The sequence below is a fragment of the Enterobacter cloacae complex sp. 394F7 genome (assembly GCF_057320385.1).
On record NZ_JBXWCS010000003.1, the window covers coordinates 317,152 to 338,893 of the forward strand.

Annotated in this window: 23 protein-coding genes; 7 read left to right on the forward strand and 16 right to left on the reverse strand. The window is 54.6% G+C overall.

The genetic code is table 11. The annotated features are described in order from the left end of the window. Positions 1-165 precede the first annotated feature (165 nt). Together sbcD and sbcC are read left to right on the forward strand one after the other, a co-directional pair. Positions 166-1,371, forward strand: coding sequence for an exonuclease subunit SbcD (gene sbcD / locus AC2FAK_RS06375; protein ID WP_058681184.1), 1,206 nt, complete (start codon positions 166-168; stop codon positions 1,369-1,371). After that, positions 1,368-4,499, forward strand: a complete 3,132-nt coding sequence (gene sbcC / locus AC2FAK_RS06380; protein WP_058681185.1) for an exonuclease subunit SbcC — start codon at positions 1,368-1,370, stop codon at positions 4,497-4,499. The genes sbcD and sbcC overlap by 4 nt, the downstream gene beginning before the upstream one ends. Positions 4,500-4,810: 311 nt before the next feature. Here sbcC and mak read toward each other — a convergent pair whose 3' ends face one another. Further along, the gene (gene mak / locus AC2FAK_RS06385; protein ID WP_032618450.1) at positions 4,811-5,716 is read right to left on the reverse strand and encodes a fructokinase; all 906 of its coding nucleotides are present in this window, start codon (positions 5,714-5,716) and stop codon (positions 4,811-4,813) included. A 123-nt stretch (positions 5,717-5,839) separates the two neighbouring features. Here mak and rdgC point away from each other — a divergent pair, with 123 nt between their 5' ends. Further along, a complete protein-coding gene (gene rdgC / locus AC2FAK_RS06390) occupies positions 5,840-6,754 on the forward strand; it encodes a recombination-associated protein RdgC (RefSeq protein WP_013095820.1) in 915 nt (304 codons plus the stop codon). Positions 6,755-6,800: 46 nt separating this feature from the next. Here the strand turns inward: rdgC and ppnP are convergent, their stop codons facing one another. The 5 genes from ppnP to AC2FAK_RS06415 form a co-directional block, all read right to left on the reverse strand. Next, complete coding sequence (ppnP, locus tag AC2FAK_RS06395; RefSeq protein ID WP_013095819.1) at positions 6,801-7,088, reverse strand: pyrimidine/purine nucleoside phosphorylase; 288 nt, start codon at positions 7,086-7,088, stop codon at positions 6,801-6,803. A gap of 71 nt (positions 7,089-7,159) precedes the next feature. Next, positions 7,160-7,837 carry an AroM family protein gene (locus tag AC2FAK_RS06400; RefSeq protein ID WP_013095818.1) on the reverse strand — a complete coding sequence of 226 codons (678 nt, stop codon included), beginning with the start codon at positions 7,835-7,837 and terminating at the stop codon, positions 7,160-7,162. A 238-nt stretch (positions 7,838-8,075) separates the two neighbouring features. Further along, entirely contained in the window at positions 8,076-8,267 is a 192-nt protein-coding gene (gene yaiA, locus AC2FAK_RS06405) for a protein YaiA (protein WP_013095817.1), read from the reverse strand. 44 nt (positions 8,268-8,311) lie between these two features. Beyond that, a complete protein-coding gene (aroL, locus tag AC2FAK_RS06410; protein WP_029882461.1) occupies positions 8,312-8,836 on the reverse strand; it encodes a shikimate kinase AroL in 525 nt (174 codons plus the stop codon). Positions 8,837-8,978: 142 nt separating this feature from the next. Further along, positions 8,979-9,440 (reverse strand): YaiI/YqxD family protein, encoded by a 462-nt coding sequence (locus tag AC2FAK_RS06415; RefSeq protein ID WP_013095815.1) that lies wholly within the window; start codon positions 9,438-9,440, stop codon positions 8,979-8,981. Positions 9,441-9,535: 95 nt separating this feature from the next. Between AC2FAK_RS06415 and proC the strand changes: the two genes are divergently transcribed. Beyond that, positions 9,536-10,345, forward strand: a complete 810-nt coding sequence (proC, locus tag AC2FAK_RS06420; RefSeq protein ID WP_013095814.1) for a pyrroline-5-carboxylate reductase — start codon at positions 9,536-9,538, stop codon at positions 10,343-10,345. 17 nt (positions 10,346-10,362) lie between these two features. Here proC and adrA read toward each other — a convergent pair whose 3' ends face one another. The 5 genes from adrA to AC2FAK_RS06445 all read right to left on the reverse strand — a co-directional run bounded on the left by adrA (position 10,363) and on the right by AC2FAK_RS06445 (position 14,722). After that, positions 10,363-11,466 (reverse strand): diguanylate cyclase AdrA, encoded by a 1,104-nt coding sequence (gene adrA / locus AC2FAK_RS06425; protein WP_095454715.1) that lies wholly within the window; start codon positions 11,464-11,466, stop codon positions 10,363-10,365. Between the two features lie 103 nt (positions 11,467-11,569). Then, complete coding sequence (gene psiF, locus AC2FAK_RS06430; RefSeq protein WP_013095812.1) at positions 11,570-11,890, reverse strand: phosphate starvation-inducible protein PsiF; 321 nt, start codon at positions 11,888-11,890, stop codon at positions 11,570-11,572. Between the two features lie 292 nt (positions 11,891-12,182). Continuing rightward, the gene (iraP, locus tag AC2FAK_RS06435) at positions 12,183-12,443 is read right to left on the reverse strand and encodes an anti-adapter protein IraP (protein ID WP_013095810.1); all 261 of its coding nucleotides are present in this window, start codon (positions 12,441-12,443) and stop codon (positions 12,183-12,185) included. A 211-nt stretch (positions 12,444-12,654) separates the two neighbouring features. Then, entirely contained in the window at positions 12,655-13,869 is a 1,215-nt protein-coding gene (locus AC2FAK_RS06440; RefSeq protein WP_013095809.1) for a multidrug efflux MFS transporter, read from the reverse strand. A gap of 169 nt (positions 13,870-14,038) precedes the next feature. Further along, positions 14,039-14,722 carry an extensin-like domain-containing protein gene (locus tag AC2FAK_RS06445; protein WP_058682040.1) on the reverse strand — a complete coding sequence of 228 codons (684 nt, stop codon included), beginning with the start codon at positions 14,720-14,722 and terminating at the stop codon, positions 14,039-14,041. A gap of 102 nt (positions 14,723-14,824) precedes the next feature. Between AC2FAK_RS06445 and ddlA the strand changes: the two genes are divergently transcribed. Further along, positions 14,825-15,925 carry a D-alanine--D-alanine ligase gene (gene ddlA, locus AC2FAK_RS06450; protein ID WP_047023650.1) on the forward strand — a complete coding sequence of 367 codons (1,101 nt, stop codon included), beginning with the start codon at positions 14,825-14,827 and terminating at the stop codon, positions 15,923-15,925. Here ddlA and AC2FAK_RS06455 read toward each other — a convergent pair. Beyond that, positions 15,922-16,158, reverse strand: coding sequence for a DUF2754 family protein (locus AC2FAK_RS06455; protein ID WP_020686357.1), 237 nt, complete (start codon positions 16,156-16,158; stop codon positions 15,922-15,924). The genes ddlA and AC2FAK_RS06455 overlap by 4 nt on opposite strands. A gap of 247 nt (positions 16,159-16,405) precedes the next feature. On the opposite strand from AC2FAK_RS06455, the gene AC2FAK_RS06460 reads away from it, so the two are divergent. Further along, entirely contained in the window at positions 16,406-16,708 is a 303-nt protein-coding gene (locus tag AC2FAK_RS06460; protein WP_013095805.1) for a DUF2755 family protein, read from the forward strand. Here AC2FAK_RS06460 and AC2FAK_RS06465 read toward each other — a convergent pair. The 3 genes from AC2FAK_RS06465 to AC2FAK_RS06475 all read right to left on the reverse strand — a co-directional run bounded on the left by AC2FAK_RS06465 (position 16,705) and on the right by AC2FAK_RS06475 (position 19,686). Further along, complete coding sequence (locus tag AC2FAK_RS06465) at positions 16,705-17,802, reverse strand: DUF1615 domain-containing protein (protein WP_045292978.1); 1,098 nt, start codon at positions 17,800-17,802, stop codon at positions 16,705-16,707. The genes AC2FAK_RS06460 and AC2FAK_RS06465 overlap by 4 nt on opposite strands. A 14-nt stretch (positions 17,803-17,816) precedes the next feature. Then, positions 17,817-19,037, reverse strand: coding sequence for a peptide antibiotic transporter SbmA (gene sbmA, locus AC2FAK_RS06470; protein ID WP_013095803.1), 1,221 nt, complete (start codon positions 19,035-19,037; stop codon positions 17,817-17,819). A gap of 115 nt (positions 19,038-19,152) precedes the next feature. Further along, the gene (locus AC2FAK_RS06475; RefSeq protein WP_095454716.1) at positions 19,153-19,686 is read right to left on the reverse strand and encodes an isochorismatase family protein; all 534 of its coding nucleotides are present in this window, start codon (positions 19,684-19,686) and stop codon (positions 19,153-19,155) included. A gap of 204 nt (positions 19,687-19,890) precedes the next feature. Between AC2FAK_RS06475 and ampH the strand changes: the two genes are divergently transcribed. Further along, entirely contained in the window at positions 19,891-21,057 is a 1,167-nt protein-coding gene (gene ampH, locus AC2FAK_RS06480) for a D-alanyl-D-alanine-carboxypeptidase/endopeptidase AmpH (RefSeq protein WP_013095801.1), read from the forward strand. Here ampH and AC2FAK_RS06485 read toward each other — a convergent pair. Continuing rightward, complete coding sequence (locus tag AC2FAK_RS06485; RefSeq protein ID WP_013095800.1) at positions 21,054-21,677, reverse strand: helix-turn-helix domain-containing protein; 624 nt, start codon at positions 21,675-21,677, stop codon at positions 21,054-21,056. The genes ampH and AC2FAK_RS06485 overlap by 4 nt on opposite strands. Positions 21,678-21,742 lie beyond the last annotated feature (65 nt).

Genomic DNA, 21,742 nt, shown 5'->3' on the forward strand with positions numbered 1-21,742 from the left:
TTAAGTTACAAGTTTGTAATGCGGCGTCATTATGCGTCAGTTTTATGACAGATTTATGAAAAACAGTACCACGTAAAATGGCAAACTGTTGTTTTATTACAGCGGTTATTTTCCAGCTTCTGAAAGTTTATAATCCCCATTCCCTTTTTTTGCCACGGATTCGCTATGCGCATATTACACACCTCGGACTGGCATCTGGGTCAAAACTTTTACAGCAAAAGCCGGGCAGCGGAGCATGAAGCGTTCCTGAACTGGCTGCTGGACACGGCCCGATCGCACGAGGTGGACGCGATTATTGTTGCGGGTGACATTTTTGATACCGGTTCGCCGCCAAGCTATGCGCGTGAGCTCTACAACCGCTTCGTGGTAAATCTGCAACAAACCGGCTGTCATCTGGTGATTGTCGCCGGTAACCACGACTCCGTCGCAACGCTGAATGAATCCCGCGATATCCTGGCCTTCCTTAACACGACCGTGGTAGCCAGCGCCGGTCATGCGCCGCAGATCCTGAAAAAACGTGACGGTACACCGGGAGCGGTGCTGTGTCCGGTGCCCTTCCTGCGCCCACGCGATATCGTTCAGAGTCAGGCGGGGATGTCCGGCGGGGAAAAGCAGCAGCATCTGTTGCAGAGCATCACGGACTATTATCACCAGCAATATACGGATGCCTGCGCCCTGCGCGGCGAACAGGCCATTCCGGTGATTGCCACCGGGCATCTTACTACCGTCGGCGCCAGTAAAAGTGACGCGGTGCGTGACATCTATATTGGTACGCTGGACGCCTTCCCGGCGCAAAATTTCCCGCCAGCGGATTATATCGCGCTCGGGCATATTCACCGGGCGCAGGTCATCGGCGGCTGCGAGCACATTCGCTACTGCGGCTCGCCCATTGCGCTCAGTTTTGATGAGACCGGCAAAGCCAAATGTGTGCACCTGGTGAGCTTTAATGAGGGCAAACTCAGTGCCGTGGAGTCGCTGGAGGTCCCCGTCACCCAACCGCTGGCGGTGCTGAAGGGTGATCTGGCGGCGATTACCACTCAGCTGGAGCAGTGGCGCGGTGTCGAGCAAAATCCGCCCATCTGGCTGGATATTGAAATCACGACCGACGACTACCTGCATGATATGCAGCGTAAAATTCAGGCGTTGACGGAAGATCTGCCCGTCGAGGTCTTACTGGTTCGCCGCAGCCGCGAACAGCGCGAGAAAATTCTGCTGGGTGCACAGCGTGAAACGCTCAGCGAACTGAGGGTGGAAGAGGTATTTGAACGCCGACTGTCGCAGGAAGAGATTGACGACACCACGCGCGCAAGGCTGAACGAGCTGTTCCTTCATACCCTGCACGCGCTCAGCGATGAGGAAGAAAACGCATGAAAATTCTGAGCCTGCGTCTGAAAAACCTCAACTCCCTTAAGGGCGAGTGGAAAATTGACTTTACCGCCGAGCCGTTTGCCAGCAACGGGCTGTTCGCCATTACCGGCGCGACCGGTGCCGGGAAAACGACCCTGCTCGACGCCATCTGTCTGGCCCTTTACCACGAAACGCCGCGTCTGCAAAAAGTCTCCCAGGCACAAAACGACCTGATGACCCGCGATACCGCCGAGTGCCTGGCCGAGGTGGAGTTTGAGGTAAAAGGCATAGCGTATCGTGCGTTCTGGAGCCAGAACCGCGCGCGCAATCAGCCAGACGGAAACCTGCAGGCACCGCGCGTTGAACTGGCGCGTTGTGAAGACGGTAAAATTCTGGCCGATAAAGTGACGGACAAACTGGAGCAAACCGCCGCGCTCACCGGGCTGGATTATAGCCGTTTTACCCGTTCAATGTTGCTCTCCCAGGGGCAGTTTGCTGCCTTCCTCAACGCTAAACCGGGCGATCGCGCCGAACTGCTGGAAGAGCTGACCGGCACCGAGATCTACGGTCAGATCTCAGCGATGGTGTTCGAGAAACACAAGGCCGCCCGTAACGCGCTTGAGATGTGCGAGGCGCAGGCCGCAGGCGTGGTGCTACTGAGTGAAGCGCAACAGCAGCAGTTACAGGAGAGTTTGCAGGCACTTACTGACGAAGAGAAAACCCTGCTGACTCAGCAGCAGAACCAACAGCGCGATTTTCAGTGGCTGAGGCGCAACGACGAGCTTATTCGCGAGCAGCAGCGGGTTATGCTCCTGCAACAGCAGGCGCAGCAGGCTCTGACCGACGCCGCGCCTGAGCTGGCCAAACTCCAGCTTGCGCAGCCCGCCGCCCAGCTTCGCCCCCTGTGGGATAGCCAGCAAGAACAAACCACGCGCCTCGCGCAGACAAAGCAGCGCATTGTCGAAGTAAATACTCGCTTACAGGCCAAAGCCGCGCAGCGCTCACGCATCCGTCATACGGCGCTGCGTACCCATGCGCAACTGCAGAGTGACCTTACGACACAGGCAACATGGCTGGCGGAGCATGAACGTTACCGCGTGTGGGGCCAGGAGATTGCTGGCTGGCGCGCCCATTTTGCGCAGTTGAACCGCGATAAACATCAGATTGCCACGCTTGCAGCCCGTATTGCTGAATTACGTCAGAAGCTCGCCGGGATGCCGGAAAACCCCCTGACGCTGACGGCGGATGACGTGGCAGCGGCAATGGAGCAACAGTCCCGGTCACGCCCTTTACGCCAGCGCCTGACCTCGCTTCATGCCCGCTATCAGCCGCTGCAAAAACGGCTGCAAGAGAACGCAGATACCCGGCAAAAAGCGCAGTCCGAGCAGGTAAAACTCAATGAAACGCTGACGCTGCGCCGCCAGCAGTACAAAGAAAAAAACCAGCATTATGTCGATTTGAAAGCATTGTGTGAAAGCGAAGCGACGATCAAAAAGCTGGAAAGCTACCGCTCGCAGCTTGAGGCCGGAAAACCCTGCCCACTGTGCGGCTCCAGTGAACATCCCGCCATTGAGACGTATCAGGCGCTTGAGCTCACCGATAACCAGCGGCGCCGGGACGCGCTGGAAAAAGAGGTCGCCGCGCTTAAAGAGGAAGGTCTGCTGGTGCTGGGACAGGTCAATGCCCTGACGCAGCAGATCCAGCGAGAAACAGACGAAGCACAGACGCTCTCTCAGGAAGAGCAAGCACTCACTAAAGAGTGGCAGGAGGTCTGCGCCGACCTGAATATCTCATTGAATATTCAGGAAGATATCGCCCCATGGATGAACGAACAGGAACAGTACGAACGTCAGCTCTATCAGCTCAGCCAGCGCCTGACGCTGCAAAACCAGCTTAACGAACAGCAAGCGCAGGAGCGTCAGTACCAGCAGCAGCTGTCGGCTACGCGTCAGGCACTGGAAAACGCCCTGCTCGCGCTGTCGCTGCATGTTCCTGAAGAGGGGGAAGAGACCGCCTGGCTGTACGCCCGGGAAACGGAATTCAACCTGTGGCAGGAAAAACAGACGCAGCATGCTGCGATTCAGGAGCGCATTAATACCCTGAAACCGCTGCTCGACACGCTTCCGGCAGGCGATGACACCGAGGCAGAACCGGCCATTCCTGAGAACTGGCGCGAGATCCATGACGAATGCCTGTCCCTGCAAAGCCAGCTTGCCACCCTGCAGCAGCAGGAGAGTCTGGAAAGCGAGCGGCTACAGCACGCCACAGCGCAATTTGCCACCGCGCTGGCGGCAAGCTGCTTCGCCGATCGCGAGGCCTTTCTCGCCGCGCTGCTGGATGAGGAGACCATCCGCCATCTTGAACAACGCAAGCAGACGCTGGAGAGCCAGCTTCAGCAGGCAATTGCGCTTAGCGGGCAGGCTGAACAGCTGCTACAGGCCCACCAGCATCAGCGACCGGAAGGGCTGGACACCGACGCGCAAACCCTGCATGCGCAGCTACAGCAGCTGGCGCAGCAGCTTCGCGAGAACACCACTCATCAGGGGGAGATCCGCCAGCAGCTTAAGCAGGACAGCGATAACCGCCAGCACCAGCTGGCGCTGATGCAGCAAATTGACGAGGCCTCACGTCTGGCCGAGGACTGGGGTTATCTGAATGCGCTGATAGGCTCCAGCACTGGCGACAAGTTCCGTAAATTCGCCCAGGGTCTGACGCTGGATAATCTGGTCTGGCTCGCTAACCAGCAGCTTAACCGCCTGCACGGGCGCTATCTGCTGCAGCGTAAAGTCAGCGACGCACTGGAGCTGGAGGTGGTTGATACCTGGCAGGCCGATGCCGTACGCGATACCCGCACGCTTTCTGGCGGCGAAAGCTTCCTCGTCAGTCTGGCGCTGGCGCTGGCACTTTCCGACCTGGTGAGTCACAAAACGCGAATCGATTCGCTGTTCCTGGATGAAGGTTTCGGCACGCTCGACAGCGAGACGCTGGACACCGCGCTGGATGCGCTCGACGCGCTGAATGCCACCGGGAAAACCATCGGCGTGATAAGCCACGTCGAGGCTATGAAGGAGCGTATTCCGGTGCAAATCAAAGTGAAGAAGATTAATGGACTGGGGTATAGCAGGCTGGATAAGGAGTTTGCGGTGCAGTGAAAGGCGGATCGGCGCGGTCTGGTGCCCTCACCCTGGCCCTCTCCCACAGGGCTGAGGAATCCCCAGAAAATTAGATATGGATAAATGGTTGTTTATTGTTCAAGAATGGAGCTAAAAACAACCGATAACTCGACAGAAGATGCACATTTATGAGCGTTTTCTGTCTGTCTACGAGCTGAGTGAATCTAACTGCTCGCAAAATATTCATTCTAATCCTCTGAAACCACTAATAAAAAATTAGTGGGGATTCCTCAGCCCACAGGGAGAGGGTACAAACATAAAAAACCGCAACGTGCGTTGCCGTTTTGCTTTTATTCCGGCCATAACCACGCTGCGCCACGCACGCCGCTGGAGTCACCGTGGACGGCTTTGCGGATTGGGGTTTCGCATTCCCCGCCGAAGACCCACTGTTTGACGAGAGCAGGCACCGTCGCGTACAGCCGGTCGACGTTGCTCATCCCACCGCCCAGCACAATCACATCAGGATCGAGAATGTTCACCACATGCGCCAGCGATTTCGCCAGGCGCATTTCGTAGCGGCTCAACGCCAGTTCCGCCACGGGATCCTGCTCCTCAACCAGACGCATGATCTCGTTACCCTTAAGCGGCTGACCGCTCAGCCGGTGGTAATCGGTGGCAAAACCGGTGCCGGAGATAAACGTCTCAATACAGCCCTGCTTTCCACAGTAGCACGGTACTTCAGTACGGTATTTAAGTTCGTCTTCATCCATCCATGGCAATGGGTTATGTCCCCACTCGCCTGCCGTACCGTTACCGCCAATATGCGCACGCCCGCCGAACGCCACACCGGCCCCGCAGCCGGTACCGATGATGACAGCAAAAACGGTCTGGGCACCCGCCGCCGCACCGTCAATCGCCTCTGAGACCGCCAGACAGTTCGCATCATTTGCCAGACGCACCTCGCGCTGCAGACGCGCGCTCAAATCTTTATCAAAAGGCTGGCCATTGAGCCAGGTGGAGTTGGCGTTTTTCACCACCCCGGTATAAGGCGAAATGGACCCGGGAATGCCCATCCCGACGGAGCCGGTCTGTCCTGTCGCCTGCTCTGCCATCTCAACCAGCCGGGCAATCGTCTCGATAGTCTGGTGATAATCGTCGCGCGGCGTGGGCAGGCGGTGACGGAAAAGCTGCTCCCCCTGCTCGCTCAGTGCGATAACTTCAGTTTTGGTGCCGCCCAAATCAATCCCAATACGCACAAGACTCTCCTCATTATTTTGATTATCAACAGAGTAGAAGCACGCTTCCCGATTAGCAATGCAAGCGATGCGACAATTCGTTATCATGCCCGCTGATTTAACGACAAGGCCGTGGAAATTATCATGCTGTGGTTCAAAAATTTGATGGTTTACCGTCTCAGCCGCGACGTTTCGCTGCGTGCAGAAGAGATGGAAAAACAGTTAGCCGCTTATACCTTTTCCCCTTGCGGAAGCCAGGATATGGCAAAAACCGGTTGGGTTCCGCCAATGGGTTCACAAAGCGATGCCCTGACCCACGCCAGCAGCACGGGGCAAATCATCGTTTGCGCCCGTAAAGAAGAGAAAATCCTGCCCACGCCGGTGGTGAAGCAGGCGCTGGAAGCGAAAATTTTTAAGCTTGAAGCCGAACAGGGCCGCAAGCTGAAAAAGACCGAAAAAGATTCCCTGAAAGACGAAGTGTTGCACTCCCTGCTGCCGCGCGCGTTTAGCCGCTTCAGCCAGACCATGATGTGGATCGATACCGTCAACGGGCTGATCATGGTGGACTGCGCCAGCGCCAAAAAAGCGGAAGATACGCTGGCCCTGCTGCGTAAGAGCATCGGCTCTTTGCCGGTGGTTCCACTGGCGCTGGAAACGCCTATCGAGTTAACCCTGACCGAATGGGTTCGCAGCGGCACGGCGGCGCAAGGGTTCCAGATCCTCGATGAAGCCGAACTGAAAGCCCTGCTTGAGGATGGCGGTGTCATTCGTGCGAAAAAGCAGGATCTGGTGAGCGATGAGATCGCCGTCCACATTGAAGCAGGCAAAGTGGTCACTAAACTGGCGCTCGACTGGCAGCAGCGTATTCAGTTTGTGATGTGTGACGATGGCTCTGTTAAGCGCCTGAAGTTCTGCGATGAACTGCGCGATCAGAACGAAGATATCGATCGTGAAGATTACGCCCAGCGCTTTGATGCGGACTTTATCCTGATGACCGGCGAGCTGGCCGCGTTGATTCAAAATCTGGTAGAAGGCCTCGGCGGCGAAGCGCAGAGATAATTTCGTCTCAACCTGACCCTCTCCCCAACGGGGAGAGGGAAGAAGATTATTTCAGATAGCGGCACAGATAAGAGGTCGGTTCAGCAACCTGCAGATGGAACTCACTGTGGCCAGGGACGTTGAAAACTTCGCCGGCAGAGTAAACTTTCCATTCCGTTTCACCCGGCAGTAAGACGTTAAGCGCACCACTTACCACCGTCATCTCTTCAGCTTCGGCTGTACCAAAGGTGTACTCCCCTTCAGCCATCACGCCGACACTGGCGCGGCCAGTGCTGCTGCTGGTAAAACCAATGGATTTCACTTTACCGGAAAAGTATTCGTTACTTTGAAGCATGAACTGGCCCTTATATTTTTAGATAAAAATTCACTATAGGGGCCATGCTCATGACCTGTCACGCAAAATCATCAGGTAAGGAGTTCTGAGGCCAGACGCGCCATCAGAACGTTCGACAACAGTACCGGCACATCCAGCGCTTTTTGCAGTAGATCGCGGTGATGCTGGTGGAACCCCAGGCAGTCGAGGATCAATACATCAGCCCCGCGCTCCAGTAGCTCCTTGCCGGCCGCAATGAGTTTGGCCTCACTGTCCCAGAAGGGATTGGCCAGCGCATACAGGGGCGTTTTTTCAAGCACGTGCCATTTTGCTTCCTGGTTGTCCATGAGTTCTTCAATGGGCACAATCACCCCCACCTGGTGTCCGTCCACAATGGATGCCACCAGCGGCGGAATGATTCGCATCGGCTCGAGTAAAATCGCATTACGCGCCATGAGCCCCTTAATGGGAGCAGTACTCATCAGCAAAATAACGTCATACTCTTGATTATCGAGCACTTCTATTACTGCCTGCAGCGAGCGCTCAATTTTCTGTCGTGAAACATGCGCCAGTTTACCGTCGCTTAATAACGTCGCCAGGGGATCCTCCCCCGCCTCTACAGCGTAGTCCTCCATGACCTCTTCCCGGCTCATCTTCCCCAGCAGGCTGAGATGCGTGATCTGTTGTTCAGATACATGCTCGGTTAAGAGCGGTAACACTTCGCTTACAGGGACCACACCAATAGTGATGATCGCCAACGTTGCCTTCATCGTCTTCGCCTTCCATTACTACAAAAACTTATTACACAGGTACAGGCTCACTACGCTGCACAGTTCGTTTTTTCAACAAAACAGCACCAAGCGTAGCAGGTGATCTCCATCCCGAAATGTAAAGATCACCTGCCGGTAACGGAGCTACCTGTAATAACTAAATATTAACTCCTGCTTAACATTAGCGATGAGTAAAAAGTGTGATTCAGGCACGGTATTGGAGCGTTTAGGAAAACATTTATGACTTATCGGGATCTTCGTAGCGCCGTTTCGCATCCAGCGCTTCCTGTTCAGTCTCATGTTCACTGATGAGAGAGTCGGGTTTGGGGTGATCGGCACGCAGTTGATACCAGGTCACGGTTTGGTCGCCATTGCCTTTTTCAACGGTAACAATACGTGCTTCACGCGGATAGGGAGGTCTGGTTGGCATAGCTCATCCTTTTTTTATGTCAGAGCTATAAGTATAGACGGCGGTTAGCTGGCACAAGCCAAACGCAGGGCGGTAATAATCTGAATCACAACCTCTTCGGGCGACGCGGAAGCATCCACCACGTGATGTGCCGCTTCGCGGTATAACACATCGCGCTCCGCCAGCACTTCGCTCACCTCTTCGCTGAGCGGTCTGGAGGTCAGCGCAGGACGTTGCCCCTCTTCCGGAAACGCTTCCAGACGCCCCACCAGCGCAGCCACGGGTGCACAGAGATAAATCACAATCCCTTTTTCACGCATAAAGCGGCGGTTATATTCCGCCAGAATAATTCCGCCGCCTGTGGCAATTACCGCATCGGGTGCCGTTACCGCTTCCAGCGCGGCCGTTTCACGGCTGCGAAAGCTCTCCCAGCCCTCTTTTTCGACGATATCCGCGATGGTTTGTCCGGCCTGAGTCTGCAGCCAGTGGTCGGTATCAACAAAATGACGTTGACAGGCACGCGCCAGCTCCAGGCCAACGGTGGTTTTCCCACAGCCGCGGGGGCCAACTAAAAAGATGGGTTGGGTCATAACCAGGTGTTTCCCCTTGATGCCGGATGGCTGAAGAGTGTAAAGAAATAATTGCAGAAGATGTTGCGTTTACTTTACTGCAAAGCGGTACGGAATGACAACCCTGTCACTGCCATACTGTACCACATATTGACAATGATTATCATTTAGCAGTGCGACGTTTCACTTCCAGCAGCCACTTATCCAACTCTGCGGCAAACTGCTGGCGGTCACGTTGAGATAAACTGTCTGGCCCACCGGTCTGCACACCGCTGGCGCGAAGCGTATCCATGAAATCACGCATGGTCAGTTTTTCCCGGATGGTTGCTGGTGAGTAACGCTCCCCGCGCGGGTTCAGCGCTGCGGCGCCCTTTTCCAGTACCTCTGCGGCCAAAGGAATATCCGCCGTGATCACCAGATCTTCCGCGCTGCACAGCCGTACGATCTCGTTATCCGCCACATCAAAACCGGCAGGAACCCGCAACGCACGAATGAATCGGGAAGGCGGTACGCGGATATTCTGGTTTGCCACCAGCGTAAGCGGCATCTGAACACGCTCGGCAGCGCGGAACAAAATCTCTTTAATCACATTCGGACATGCGTCCGCATCAACCCAAATCGCCATAATGTCTCCCTATTGATACTGGCGACTATTGTCGCCTGCATTTCGTTGTTAAGCTATCAATCAGAGAAAACAACGCATAACGACGGAGAAACGTGATGGATAAGAAAATCGGGTTTATTGGCTGCGGTAACATGGGCAAAGCCATCCTGGGTGGCCTGATCGCCAGCGGGCAGGTCCTGCCGGGTCAGATTTGGGTCTATACACCATCACCGGATAAAGTCGCGGCGTTGCGTGATGAGTATGGTATTAACGCAGCCGAAAGCGCGCAGGAAGTGGCCCAGGTCGCCGATATCGTCTTTGGGGCGGTTAAACCGAATATCATGATCAAAGTCCTGAGCGAGATCACCTCCAGCCTGAATAAAGACACGCTGGTAGTGTCGATTGCCGCAGGCGTGACGCTCGATCAACTGGCCCGTGCACTGGGTCATGACCGTAAAATTGTTCGCGCAATGCCCAATACCCCTTCGCTGGTCAACGCCGGGATGACCTCCATCACCCCTAATGCGCTGGTGACCACGGAAGATGTGGCCGATGTGCTGAACATTTTCCGCTGCTTCGGCGAAGCGGAAGTGATTGCCGAGTCGATGATCCATCCGGTTGTGGGCGTGAGTGGTTCTGCTCCTGCGTATGTCTTCATGTTCCTGGAAGCGATGGCGGATGCTGCGGTGCTTGGCGGTATGCCACGTGCGCAGGCCTATAAATTTGCCGCACAGGCGGTGATGGGCTCAGCCAAAATGGTGCTGGAAACCGGTAAGCATCCAGGGGAACTGAAAGATATGGTCTGCTCGCCTGGCGGTACCACCATTGAAGCGGTGCGGGTGCTGGAAGAGCGCGGATTCCGTGCGGCGGTCATTGAAGCGATGGCGAAATGCATGGAAAAGTCAGAGAAGCTGAGTAAGTCCTGACCAAACTAAGCCGGATGTCAGGCGGCCACCTCGGTACGTCCGCGTCCGGCATTTTTGGCTTTATAAAGCGCGATATCTGCCGCTTTTAACCATTCGCGGTAGTGGGCAAACTGTGTTCCCCATGGCGCAACCCCCACGCTGATGCGAAGCCGTTCGTTCGGGGCACAGGGTAACGACAGTTTTTTTAGCCGCTCGTGGACGCGGGACATCGCCGCAATTGCACTTTCTGCCGGGGTGCTGGACATGATGATCGCGAACTCATCGCCACCGAAACGGCCAATATAATCCCCGGCCCGCAGCGTCATCTGCAGTTGACGAGTGATAGCAATGATCGCTTCATCGCCCACATCATGTCCCCAGGTATCATTGATGCTCTTGAAGTGATCGATATCGATAAGCAGGATCGTGGTTTGACAATGATCCCGTCGGCACTTTTCATACTCCATCCGCAGCAACGTTTCCCAGTGGCGCCGGTTATAAACGCCCGTCATGCCATCGCGGGTACTCATCAGCTCAAGTCTTCGCTTATTTTCCGCCAGGCTAATGGCCGTCTGATGGCTCACCCAGGCAAAGAGTATTGGGTAGACCATAAAGACCGGCAGCGTCAGCCACCACTCCAGCGCTCCGGAAGAGAGCACCACAACATTTCCGGTTAGCTTCAGCGTCACGACAGCGGATAACGTGGTTATGGCAATGCCTGCGAGAAACAGGCGACAGCCGCCGGATCCCATCATATTCATGCCCATCATCATAACCAGCGCAGCCGATGGCAGAGCGTTCACGCCCATCAGGCCGATCCAGATGCCGGTAAAAATAGCGTCGATCTTCAGATTGAAGATTTCACATTGATAAGGTTGAGATGAACGGCAGGTGAACTGCCAGGCAAGATGCGGCCAGATAAAAACCCAGCTCACCAGTAATAACCACCAGCCGCCGGGCAGAAAATGCGTGACCAGCACACCGGCAACAGGAAAAAACATCGCCGCCAGACCCACAATCCGCCCCAGCCGGACGCGCCGGGCAAAGCGTATGCCGGTACGGTGCGCGTCATCCTGAGAAAGGTTTTGAAGCCACTCTTCCCCGATACGCTCTTTATTGTAAAAGTTTTCGTCGTTCATCATATTTTGGGAATATTCTGAAACATTTTCCCAAATTATAGAGAGGGGGGATGCGGAGAAAGTATGAAATTTCGGGTGAGTCACCGTAAGGACTCACCCGATAGGACTATGCCTGTTTCTTCAGACAACCACTCATAAACTTGCTGCGATCGTCGCCTTTCAGCATTTGTTGCGTGGCCTGAGCGTTACATTCACGCATTTTTTGCTGTTGCGGCGTCAGGCTTTTTTCATCTGGTTTGGATGCACCATTTTTGAGGCAATCGCTCATATATGTCTTACGGGCATCCCCTTTCAGCGCTTTTGCTGTCGCCTGTTGGTTGCAGGTTGTCATACGCTGCTGTTGAGGTGTTAAGGTTTTCTCTTCCGCATGCGCTGAGGCGATCAGGCACAGGCCGGAAAACAGGGTAACCAGTATTGTTGTTTTCATTGCACCATCCTTTATGTGAAGTTCCACATTAAGTCTGGTTCGTTGCGGGAAAAAAACCACCCTGCGACAATGATTTTCTTCGGGTTTATGGATTATTTCATCTCTGGCGCGGCACGCTGTTCATTACCCGGTTTCGCCTGACGCGTTAGGGTATTTAATAGCGAGAGGCATGAGATGAAATAGAGACTCTGTTTAAATTCTTTTCTCCCAGTGCGAAGGCCAAAAATAAAAACAGAGCGACGACAGGCATCCTGCATGACCATTCTATGACAGGCCATTCTCTTTCAGCAGGCTAGCTGCGAGGATGCCTTAATAGCTTCTTTACGTATTGCTGAAGCATCTCCGCGTCTTCAGCGGGGACCAGCGAATCGGGGCGAGCCTTGTCCAGCGCGCTTTCTACATTATCGATTAACGCCTGTTGCTGCGGTTGTGTCATTTGTCGGAGCAACGCCGTAACGACAATTTCCAGCGCCTCCACCTGGGCGACCAGTTCTTTTGACTCTTCTTCCTTTTGTGCAAGCTTGACCAGCAACTCAGCAATGAGATTTTTCATCGTGCTATTTCCTTATGCGTTTTTTCTGAACTTAGCATTCAGAATGAATAATGCAAAGAGGAGAAAAGTATTATCTTATGCAAAAGTGATACTGCTGCCAAAATAAAGATGAATGGCAAGCAGCGAAACGTTTTTCTCTTTAGAAAAAGCCGCATTTAGTTATATAAAAATGCGGCAACCATAAGAATATATAATACATTACGGCAAATGATTAACGCGCCGCTCTCGCCTGCTCTAATTGGCGACGGCGTCTCAGCGCAATCGCCAGCTGGATAATATTGATCAACACCACAATTGCCGTGGCCGCAAATACCCAACGAAAACCGGCCATCGCCGAAACGGATGCGCCAATAAGCGGACCGGCAACATTACCTAAATACATAAATGACTGGTTATAGCCAAAAATACGGCCTGTCACCTGGTCACTTGAATATTTCACCAGTAAGGTCTGCACCGCAGGTAACATGGCGCCATCGGCAAAGCCGAGCAGGAATCGCAGCACGCCGAGCTGAAGCGGTGAGGTGACGAACGACATCGCAAAAAAGAGCACCACGGCAAAAATCAGCGTGGCCATCAGGATACGCGCCGTACCGATCCTGTCGCCCAGTTTTCCCAGCCGCGGCGCAGAGATTAACGCCGATACGCCCGGCACGGCAGCAATCATCCCGCTGAGAAACGCAATATTGCTGCTGTCTGGCTCCATTGATTTTATAAACAGCGCCAGAATCGGGCCTACCGAACCGTTACAGAGCTGGATCACCATGGTGGTTACGAACAGGCTTATCATCAGCCCGGGATACGGCAGCGAGGCGAAGACCGCTTTGCCGCTCAGGCGTTCGGATTTACTGACAACCGGGCGCCCCCCCTCCTTGATCAGAAACAGCGTCACCAGAAAACTGATCACCAGCAGGATAGCGGTAATGAAGAAGACGGCGCGCAACCCTACGTGGTCGGCCAGAAAGCCGCCTAACAACGGGCCGCCGATAACGCCACTGATCTGTGCGGTGGAGAGCGTACTCAACGCCCAGCCGCTACGTTCACGCGGCACCTGTGAAGCGACCAGCGCCATGGCGTTCGGAATATAGCCGGATGTCAGCCCCATGATCGCCCGCAGGATAAACAACTGCCAGACGTTAGTGGCAAAGGCCTGCAGCAGGATGGCTATTGCCATTCCCAGCGAAGCGCGCAGCAGCATCAGTTTGCGCCCTTTTCGATCCGCCAGGCTCCCCCACATGGGTGACACAATGGCGGAAACCAGAAACGTCACGCTGAACGTTAGCCCCGACCACATGGAGAGGGCTTCATGCGAGGTCACGCCCAGCTGCGAGACGTACAGCGGCAGAAAGGGCAAAATCTGGCTGATGGCCAGCCCGGTGAAGAAACACCCGAACCAGACCGAGATGAGGTTAACTTTCCAGGATTCCATAAAAGAAATAGTCTTCATTTTTAGGCAAATGCGCCGACAGATTAGCAAGTTACCGGCATCCACGCCGTGCCAGAGATGCGGCCTTGCTGACTTTGGTGTTTTATCTTCCCAGTCATCATATTTGTGAAATATGTCACAAATCATCCAATTTCTGGCGGAAGATTATGCTTTAGCGGCAGAGTCCAAAGCCGCGCATTCCCAGATGGAAATGGTTGGCGTGCGCCGCGTTATACTCCGGCCCCAGGCCGTTCCCGTAGTAGCCGCAGCTCGCCGTCAGCAGCGCCTGTAGCCACGGCTGCGTTTTGGTCGATCTCCAGCCGTGCAGAATGGTGACCCGTTCACCGTTCGCCAGCCGAAACGCGCTGATATCCAGCGCCTCTGCCGTGGCATGTTCGCTGCGTCTTGCATCAGGGCGGTGGTAAATATTGCGACAGGCGTAGCTGCCCAGGTGCTCAATGCGCACCAGCTCGCTTCCGGTCCAGGTTCTGGTGAGTGGCCGGGCCTGCTGGCTGACAAACAGTGCAGAACTCAGCGCCAGCGGGCAGCTGGCAAGAAAGCTGCTGTTCAGGCTGACCGGCCCGAAGTCACGCACGCGCACCACGTTGTGAAGGGGGCATGCTCCGGCGCTGTCGGCGACAGGCTGTGTGCGAATAAGGGCCTTCTGATTGGCCTGCGATAACAGGCTGGCACACGCCTCGGGGGTAAGGCGCCGCAGTTTGTACTGAGTGATTGGGCCTGGCGGGTCGTCAAGCGAGAGCGGCGTAAAAGGGTTGTAGTGAGACGGCAACCAGCGGTAACCCACCGTTGCGACTGCCACCAGAATGAAAACGATCAGCAACGTTTTGCCTTTCACACTCCCCCCTCTTTACTCCCAAAACATTATGGCAGAAGGTCGCGAAACCCGCAGGGCATCGTGGTATGTTATTGGCTTTTCGTCAGACTGGAAGAGAGTGAGATGGCAAAGCAGCGCGTAGGTATTGTCTTTGGGGGAAAATCAGCGGAGCACGAGGTTTCATTGCAGTCGGCAAAAAATATTGTCGATGCGATTGATAAAAACCGTTTCGACGTAGTGCTGCTGGGCATTGATAAACAGGGCCAGTGGCATGTGAACGATGCGAGCCAGTATCTGTTAAACGCCAACGATCCGGCACATATCGCCCTTAATCCTTCTGAAATCAGCGTCGCCACCGTCCCTGGCGTAGTGAAGGGGCAACTTATCGACGCCGGTAATGCACAGGCTCTTGCTCAGATTGACGTCGTGTTCCCAATCGTCCACGGCACGCTGGGCGAAGATGGTTCGCTGCAGGGTATGCTGCGCATGGCTAACCTGCCGTTTGTCGGTTCCGATGTACTGGGCTCCGCCGCCTGTATGGATAAAGACGTCACCAAACGCCTGCTGCGCGATGCCGGGCTGAACGTTGCCCCGTTCGTGACGCTCACCCGCGCCAACCGCGATAAATACACCTTCAGCCAGATTTCCGCCCAGTTGGGTCTGCCGCTGTTCGTGAAGCCTGCGAACCAGGGCTCCTCCGTTGGCGTCAGCAAAGTGACAAGCGAAGCGCAGTTCACCGAAGCCGTTCGTCTGGCTTTTGAGTTTGACCACAAAGTCGTGGTTGAGCAGGGTATCAAAGGCCGTGAAATTGAGTGCGCGGTGCTGGGCAATGATTTCCCACAGGCAAGCACCTGCGGTGAAGTGGTGTTAAACAGCGATTTCTACTCTTACGACACCAAATACATTGATGATAAAGGCGCTCAGGTCGTCGTGCCGGCAAATATCGATCCGGCCATCAACGATAAGATCCGGGCGATCGCCATCAACGCCTGGCAGGCTCTTGGCTGCTGCGGCATGGCGCGTGTGGATGTGTTCCTGACGCCAGATAATGAGGTGGTGATTAATGAAATCAACACTCTGCCGGGCTTCACCAACATCAGCATGTATCCAAAACTGTGGCAGGCCAGCGGTCTGGGTTACTCTGAGCTGATCACTCGTCTGATCGAACTGGCGCTGGAGCGTCATGCCGCTGACAGCGCACTCAAAAGTTCCGTAAACGGTTAATCGGTTCTTTTCACCGTCTCCGTCTCATCCGCTGTCGTCTCTTCCGGGCGACGGCGAATAATTAACCCAGCCAGCCAGAAACTGATCACCCAGGTCACCAGCCCGACAGCATAGGTTTGCCATCCTTTGGCTTCAAACCCCAGCAGCCCCACGACACCGTTAAGAATAAAGATCAGCCCGATAGCAAAGGCGTAGTAGTGCCAGTCACGGCGTAGTTTGGACGTGAGCTTCATAACAACTCCGGCAGGAAAAAAATACATCCTCTCACAGTTTTACGATCGGGTCTGTGGCAGATGCGGAAAATCTGAAACACGACGCAATTTCAGTTAAGTAATGAATTTGTGATGTGCTGCAGAAATCGACAATCCAGGAGAATTCCGCAGGGGAAATTACCACGATTCTGATATTGACAAATGCTATGACCTGTCAAACTCACCGTGTGCGAAGCGTATTAACAGAGTGATATTTCCGGAGGTCTTTATGGCTGACTTTACATTGTCGAAACCGATTTTTGGCGGCACACCACCAAAAACCTCCACTGCGGGTAATATTGCGTATGCCCTGTTTGTCCTGTTCTGCTTCTGGGCAGGCTCTCAGCTTCTCAACATGCTGGTTCACGCGCCTGGCGTCTATGAACATCTGATGCAGGTGCAGGATAACGGACGCCCGCGGGTTGAGATTGGTTTGGGTGTGAGCACCTTGTTTGGCCTTGTCCCCTTCCTCGCGGGTTGTCTGATTCTCGGTGTTGTCGCGTTAGTCGTACGCCTGCGTCGTCGCCATTAACGTCCCATGCAACGAGCCCGACGATCGTCGACGCGTTTGGCGAACCATGCCGTTGTCAGGTTACGCGTGATTTTCGGGCTTTCCAGTTGAATACCCGGCAGGATTGCCCGCGGTAACGCTTTTCCACTCTTCTTCTCGGCCAGCGCGAAAACCTTGTTGTAGAGATCCGTCTTCTCGAACGCCAGGCTATCCCCTTTCTCCAGCTGACGGCGAATGTCGCTATCGCTCATGCCAAGCGTTGCTGACAGTTTGCGTACCGCCAGTTCCGTTGTCCCCGCCTTGCTGCTGCCGTAGGCGATGAGATCGCCGTCCAGCGCCAGTTTCACCCCGCTGGCACGGCTGACCGCACTCTGAAACGCCGCGTTTCGGCTGGCATACCAGCCCGCGTTAAAGTCAGCAAAGCGGTACAACGGCTCGCTGTAGCTCGCCGGATAGTTCAGCAGATGGTACGTGCCAAACCACAGTCCGCCACGCAGGGAGAAGACTTCCTGGCGCACCGTCCCGTCGATTTTCCACGGATAACCGTCCGTATGCTGCTCGGCAAACGCAATGCTGACCTGCATAGGGCCGCCGGTATGCACCGGATTAAGCGAGCCGAACAGTTTCTGCCCCATCGGCACCATGTTGATGAAATCATCAAAAATGGCGCTGAGCTGTTTCTCGGTTTTCACCGTGTCCAGCCGATCGCTGTAGCTTTTGCCGTTTGGCGAGGTGATTTTAAGGGCGGTATGCACCAGGAACACCGGGATATGCATCGATTCCGCGCGACGGTCGATCTCTTTCCAGGCAATTTTGTTCAGCCCCGGCACCACCGGATCTGACTGGTACATCGACTCCTGCTGCGCCACTGCCAGCACCGAGCAGATATTCTCCTCGGTAGGGGCAATTTTCTGACTTTCAAAGGTCTTCGCTAACGCCTCGGCCCACGCATTGCGGTCTTTCACCGTAGAGGGCATTTTTTGCCGCACCACGCTCGCCACATCTACAGGTTTCTCACCTTTTTTAAGCGGGGCGGCCCCTTTTTCGGCACACCCCGCCAGCACGAGTGCGGCGAGTAAAGAGAGCGATAATGTACGCGGTACGGCAAAAGACATAGCAATTCCCTGTTTTAGCTAAATGTATTGGTGACTTCCTGCAGATCCCGATCGTCCAGCTCGCGTTCAAAGCTGCGCAGACGTTTGTAGATGGACATCAGTTCCACCAGCGTGGTCCAGGAGCTAATCAGATACTGGAACGACCCGCGAACCTGACCAAATACGTTGGTGATCTGTGTCATCAGACCCAGCGTTATCGTACCCGCAACAATGGACGGGAACAGCAGGAACAAACCGAAAACGTTATCCACCTGCAGATACAAAATGCGCGCAATGTTGAAGTACATATAGTGGAAGTAAAGACGGAAATAGTTGCGACGCACGGCGCCAAACAGTTCACGTACGGTTGGCGGGGAGGCGCGGTTGGCGTCATCTTCACCATACACCAGCTCTTTACGATACGCCGCTTCAACGCGCTGATTTTTAAACTCCAGCCCAGGCAGCTTGATCCCCACCACGGCCAGCAGCCCCGTTCCCATTAATGACCAGACAATAGCGGCAATCACCAGGCCATACGGCAGATGACCAACAATCGGCAGGTCCGGCACGTGCGCCGAGAGCGTCACCAGCACCGGCAGGAAGGCAATCAGGGTCATAATGGCATTGATAAAACTCACGCCCATGTCTTCAAGGGTCGAGGCGAAACGCATGGTGTCTTCCTGCACACGCTGTGCGGCGCCTTCGATATGACGCAGGTGTTGCCAGTGCGCCATATAATGTTCGTTCATCGCGGTACGCCAGCGGAAGACGTAGTGGCTGACAAAGAAATTGTTCATGACGCCAATCACCACCGCAATAAGGGCAATACCGAGGAAGATGCCAACTTCGTGGTAGAACTGATTGATAGTCACCTTATGCGGTGAACTCAGCGCACTCTGGATCAGATCGTAGAACGGGGCATACCAGGCGTTAACCGCCACCCCCACTTCCACCAGAAACCAGGTGACAAAGATGATCAGCGACGTGCCCAGAATCGACCAGTACTGCCAGCGATGTGGCGAATAGACAAACCAGAACAGGGCAAATAGCCCTACGCAGACCATGTAGTAGGCATAAAACAGCAGATAGCTCAGCGACCAGAAACGCGCCGCGCTAATGGGAACCTCGCCCGTCGCGCCCGTGATGCGCGTCAACCACGCTCCGCCGCCGGCCTGCCAGAAAATGACAGCGATCAGTGCCCAAATAAATGCCGACAGGAAAAATGGCCCCGGCTTTGGGAAAAAAGACTTAAACATGATACATCCTTCTTGTTGTTATGGCTGTTGCTGTGCTCAACACATCACCACACGAAAATCTTGCCTGGGCCAGGTGCCTGGCGCAGGCAAAAAGGTCAGACCCGAGGGTTTATTATTAGTTCGCTTTCCAGTTTTCAAGAATTGTTTCGGTGCGTTTCACCGCGGGCGGGTTTGCGGGCGCAATGAAGTTGCGCCAGACGTCGTTGTAGTGGTTAATCAGAATGCGGGCTTCGGCCGCCGGGCGATTCGCGGTGGTATGCGCATCCTCCGCCACGGTGATGTGGTAGCCCCGGCTGACGCCATTCTTGAACGTGGCATCGACACAGTAATCGGTGGCACAGCCGCAGATGACAAACTCCCGGATCCCCTGCTCGCGGAGCAGCGTTTCAAGCGAGGTGTTATAGAACGCATCGCAGGCCGTCTTGGTCACGTAGAGGGCATCTGCAGGCTGATGCAGTTCAGGCAGCAAGGTAAACCCTTCACTGCCCTCTTCCAGACCGCCGGGCTCGGTATGCTGAATAAAAATCACCCGATCGGCTGCCTGCGTAAGCTGATTGATCAATGAAACACATTTTTCACGCTGATGACGAGGCGTTTCGAACACCCCCTGCTGCATATCGACAACCATAACCACACGCTTTCCGGACATACCCTTCTCCGCAAGATTGAGTAACACAGCCCTCTATCATAAGGCCGATGTCACAAAATGGGAGACTGACAGTAAGTAAATTCTTCTGATTTACTCGCAGTTACGTTTTTCTGGTTATCGTTATGGAATTCGGGGCATTGCACCGTACGGTTTAGTAGTATAAATACCCATTACTTTCCTCATTCACACTATGGATGCTTTTCGTTGAAACGTTGTCTGCTCTTTTTCGCCGCGCTGTGTGCGGTGAGCTTCTCAACCGCCCAGGCAGCCCAACCGCTGACGGCGCCCGTTCTGGCATCGGATATTGCCGATCGCTACGCGAATCTGATTTATTACGGCAGCGGCGCGACGGGAATGGCGATGGTCGTCATCGACGGTAATCAGCGCGTGTTTCGCAGTTTCGGTGAAACGCGTCCCGGTAATAACGTTCATCCGCAGCTGGATTCCGTCATCCGCATCGCGTCCCTGACCAAGCTGATGACCAGCGAAATGCTGGTGAAATTGCTGGACCAGGGCGTGGTGAAACTCGACGATCCGCTCAGCAAGTATGCTCCGCCGGGCGCACGTGTCCCGACGTATCAGGGAACGCCGATAAGGCTGGTCAACCTGGCAACGCATACCAGCGCCCTGCCTCGCGAGCAGCCAGGGGGTGCGGCGCATCGCGACGTTTTTGTCTGGCCAACGCGTGAACAGCGCTGGAACTACCTGAGCAAAGCCACGTTGAAGTCCGCGCCCGGTTCTCAGGCCTCTTACTCCAACCTGGCGTTTGACCTGCTGGCCGATGCGCTGTCGACGGCAGCGGGCAAACCGTATACGCAGCTGTTTGAAGAGCAGATCACGCGCCCGCTGGGCATGAAGGACACCACCTTCACCCCATCACCGGATCAGTGCCGCCGTCTGATGGTCGCCGAAAAAGGTGCCAGCCCGTGTAACAACACGCTGGCAGCCATCGGCAGCGGCGGGGTTTATTCCACCCCTGGCGACATGATGCGCTGGATGCAGCAGTTCCTCTCATCAGACTTCTACTCACGCAGCCATCAGGCCGACCGAATGCAGACGCTGATTTACCAGCGCAGCCAGTTGCACCGCGTGATCGGTATGGACGTGCCGGGCAAAGCCGACGCCCTCGGTCTGGGCTGGGTATATATGGCACCTAAAAATGGCCGTCCGGGCATTATTCAGAAAACGGGGGGTGGTGGAGGATTCATTACCTATATGGCAATGATCCCCCAGTCCAACGTGGGCGCTTTTGTGGTGGTCACCCGCTCGCCAAATACCCGTTTCGTCAATATGAGCGATGGGATCAATAACTTAGTGGCTGAGCTCAGCGCCAATAAAGCCCAGGTGCTTACCGCCTCCGTCCAGCCTTAATATTCCGTGGGCAAACGGTTGATGCTAACCAGTTTGCCCCGGCTCATATTGATGTAGTTACCCTGTCGAAGCGCAGCGAGCACCTCTGCCACGACCGAACGCGAAATGCGCGTGCTTTGTTGAATATGATTCATCACACCAATTTTTGAGCGCAGGGTTTCATCCCATTCGGCCATATTCAGCAGCATGGCGCGGATTTGGTGATAGGAGTTATTTCCTACCAGTTGCCTGTCCCGCTTTTCCAGAATGGATTTAATCCAGGACAGCCAGCAGAAAGCTTCTTTCCAGAGAGAACTTTGCTGAATAAGCTGCAGAGAGGTCGAAGCAGGTAAATAAAAGCCTGTGCACGGATTTTTGGCAACGACCCGATATTCCTTGCTGTAATCAAGCATGCCTGCAGTCAGCCCCAGAATAAAGGGCGCAGTAGCAATGCCAATCAGCAACTCGTCTGAACGGCGATAGATTTCAATTACGCCGGTCTGTAATACAAAGGTGCTGGGTTCATCATTATCATCATTTGAAATAATCTGCTGGGGAGCAGATTTAAATGGGGTACTGGCTACTTTCAAACACTGTTCGAGCCGGCTTAATTCAGAAAGTGGTTTCGCATTAACTTTCATGCAGACCTCTGGACATCCGTATTTGTCGGTTCAATATTATTTTTTTTAGATGACAAAGCGGGGGA

Coding starts and splice junctions, on each gene's coding strand:
- AC2FAK_RS06465 (WP_045292978.1), bottom strand. CDS start 17,802: ATGTCTTTTGCCGTACCGCGTACATTATCGCTCTCTTTACTCGCCGCA.
- ppnP (WP_013095819.1), bottom strand. CDS start 7,088: ATGCTTCAAAGTAACGAATACTTTTCCGGTAAAGTGAAATCCATTGGT.
- sbcC (WP_058681185.1), top strand. CDS start 1,368: ATGAAAATTCTGAGCCTGCGTCTGAAAAACCTCAACTCCCTTAAGGGC.
- sbmA (WP_013095803.1), bottom strand. CDS start 19,037: ATGTTTAAGTCTTTTTTCCCAAAGCCGGGGCCATTTTTCCTGTCGGCA.
- rdgC (WP_013095820.1), top strand. CDS start 5,840: ATGCTGTGGTTCAAAAATTTGATGGTTTACCGTCTCAGCCGCGACGTT.
- yaiA (WP_013095817.1), bottom strand. CDS start 8,267: ATGCCAACCAGACCTCCCTATCCGCGTGAAGCACGTATTGTTACCGTT.
- ddlA (WP_047023650.1), top strand. CDS start 14,825: ATGGCAAAGCAGCGCGTAGGTATTGTCTTTGGGGGAAAATCAGCGGAG.
- adrA (WP_095454715.1), bottom strand. CDS start 11,466: ATGATGAACGACGAAAACTTTTACAATAAAGAGCGTATCGGGGAAGAG.
- AC2FAK_RS06475 (WP_095454716.1), bottom strand. CDS start 19,686: ATGTCCGGAAAGCGTGTGGTTATGGTTGTCGATATGCAGCAGGGGGTG.
- iraP (WP_013095810.1), bottom strand. CDS start 12,443: ATGAAAAATCTCATTGCTGAGTTGCTGGTCAAGCTTGCACAAAAGGAA.
- sbcD (WP_058681184.1), top strand. CDS start 166: ATGCGCATATTACACACCTCGGACTGGCATCTGGGTCAAAACTTTTAC.
- psiF (WP_013095812.1), bottom strand. CDS start 11,890: ATGAAAACAACAATACTGGTTACCCTGTTTTCCGGCCTGTGCCTGATC.
- AC2FAK_RS06485 (WP_013095800.1), bottom strand. CDS start 21,677: ATGAAAGTTAATGCGAAACCACTTTCTGAATTAAGCCGGCTCGAACAG.
- AC2FAK_RS06460 (WP_013095805.1), top strand. CDS start 16,406: ATGGCTGACTTTACATTGTCGAAACCGATTTTTGGCGGCACACCACCA.
- AC2FAK_RS06415 (WP_013095815.1), bottom strand. CDS start 9,440: ATGGCGATTTGGGTTGATGCGGACGCATGTCCGAATGTGATTAAAGAG.
- AC2FAK_RS06455 (WP_020686357.1), bottom strand. CDS start 16,158: ATGAAGCTCACGTCCAAACTACGCCGTGACTGGCACTACTACGCCTTT.
- AC2FAK_RS06400 (WP_013095818.1), bottom strand. CDS start 7,837: ATGAAGGCAACGTTGGCGATCATCACTATTGGTGTGGTCCCTGTAAGC.
- aroL (WP_029882461.1), bottom strand. CDS start 8,836: ATGACCCAACCCATCTTTTTAGTTGGCCCCCGCGGCTGTGGGAAAACC.
- proC (WP_013095814.1), top strand. CDS start 9,536: ATGGATAAGAAAATCGGGTTTATTGGCTGCGGTAACATGGGCAAAGCC.
- AC2FAK_RS06440 (WP_013095809.1), bottom strand. CDS start 13,869: ATGGAATCCTGGAAAGTTAACCTCATCTCGGTCTGGTTCGGGTGTTTC.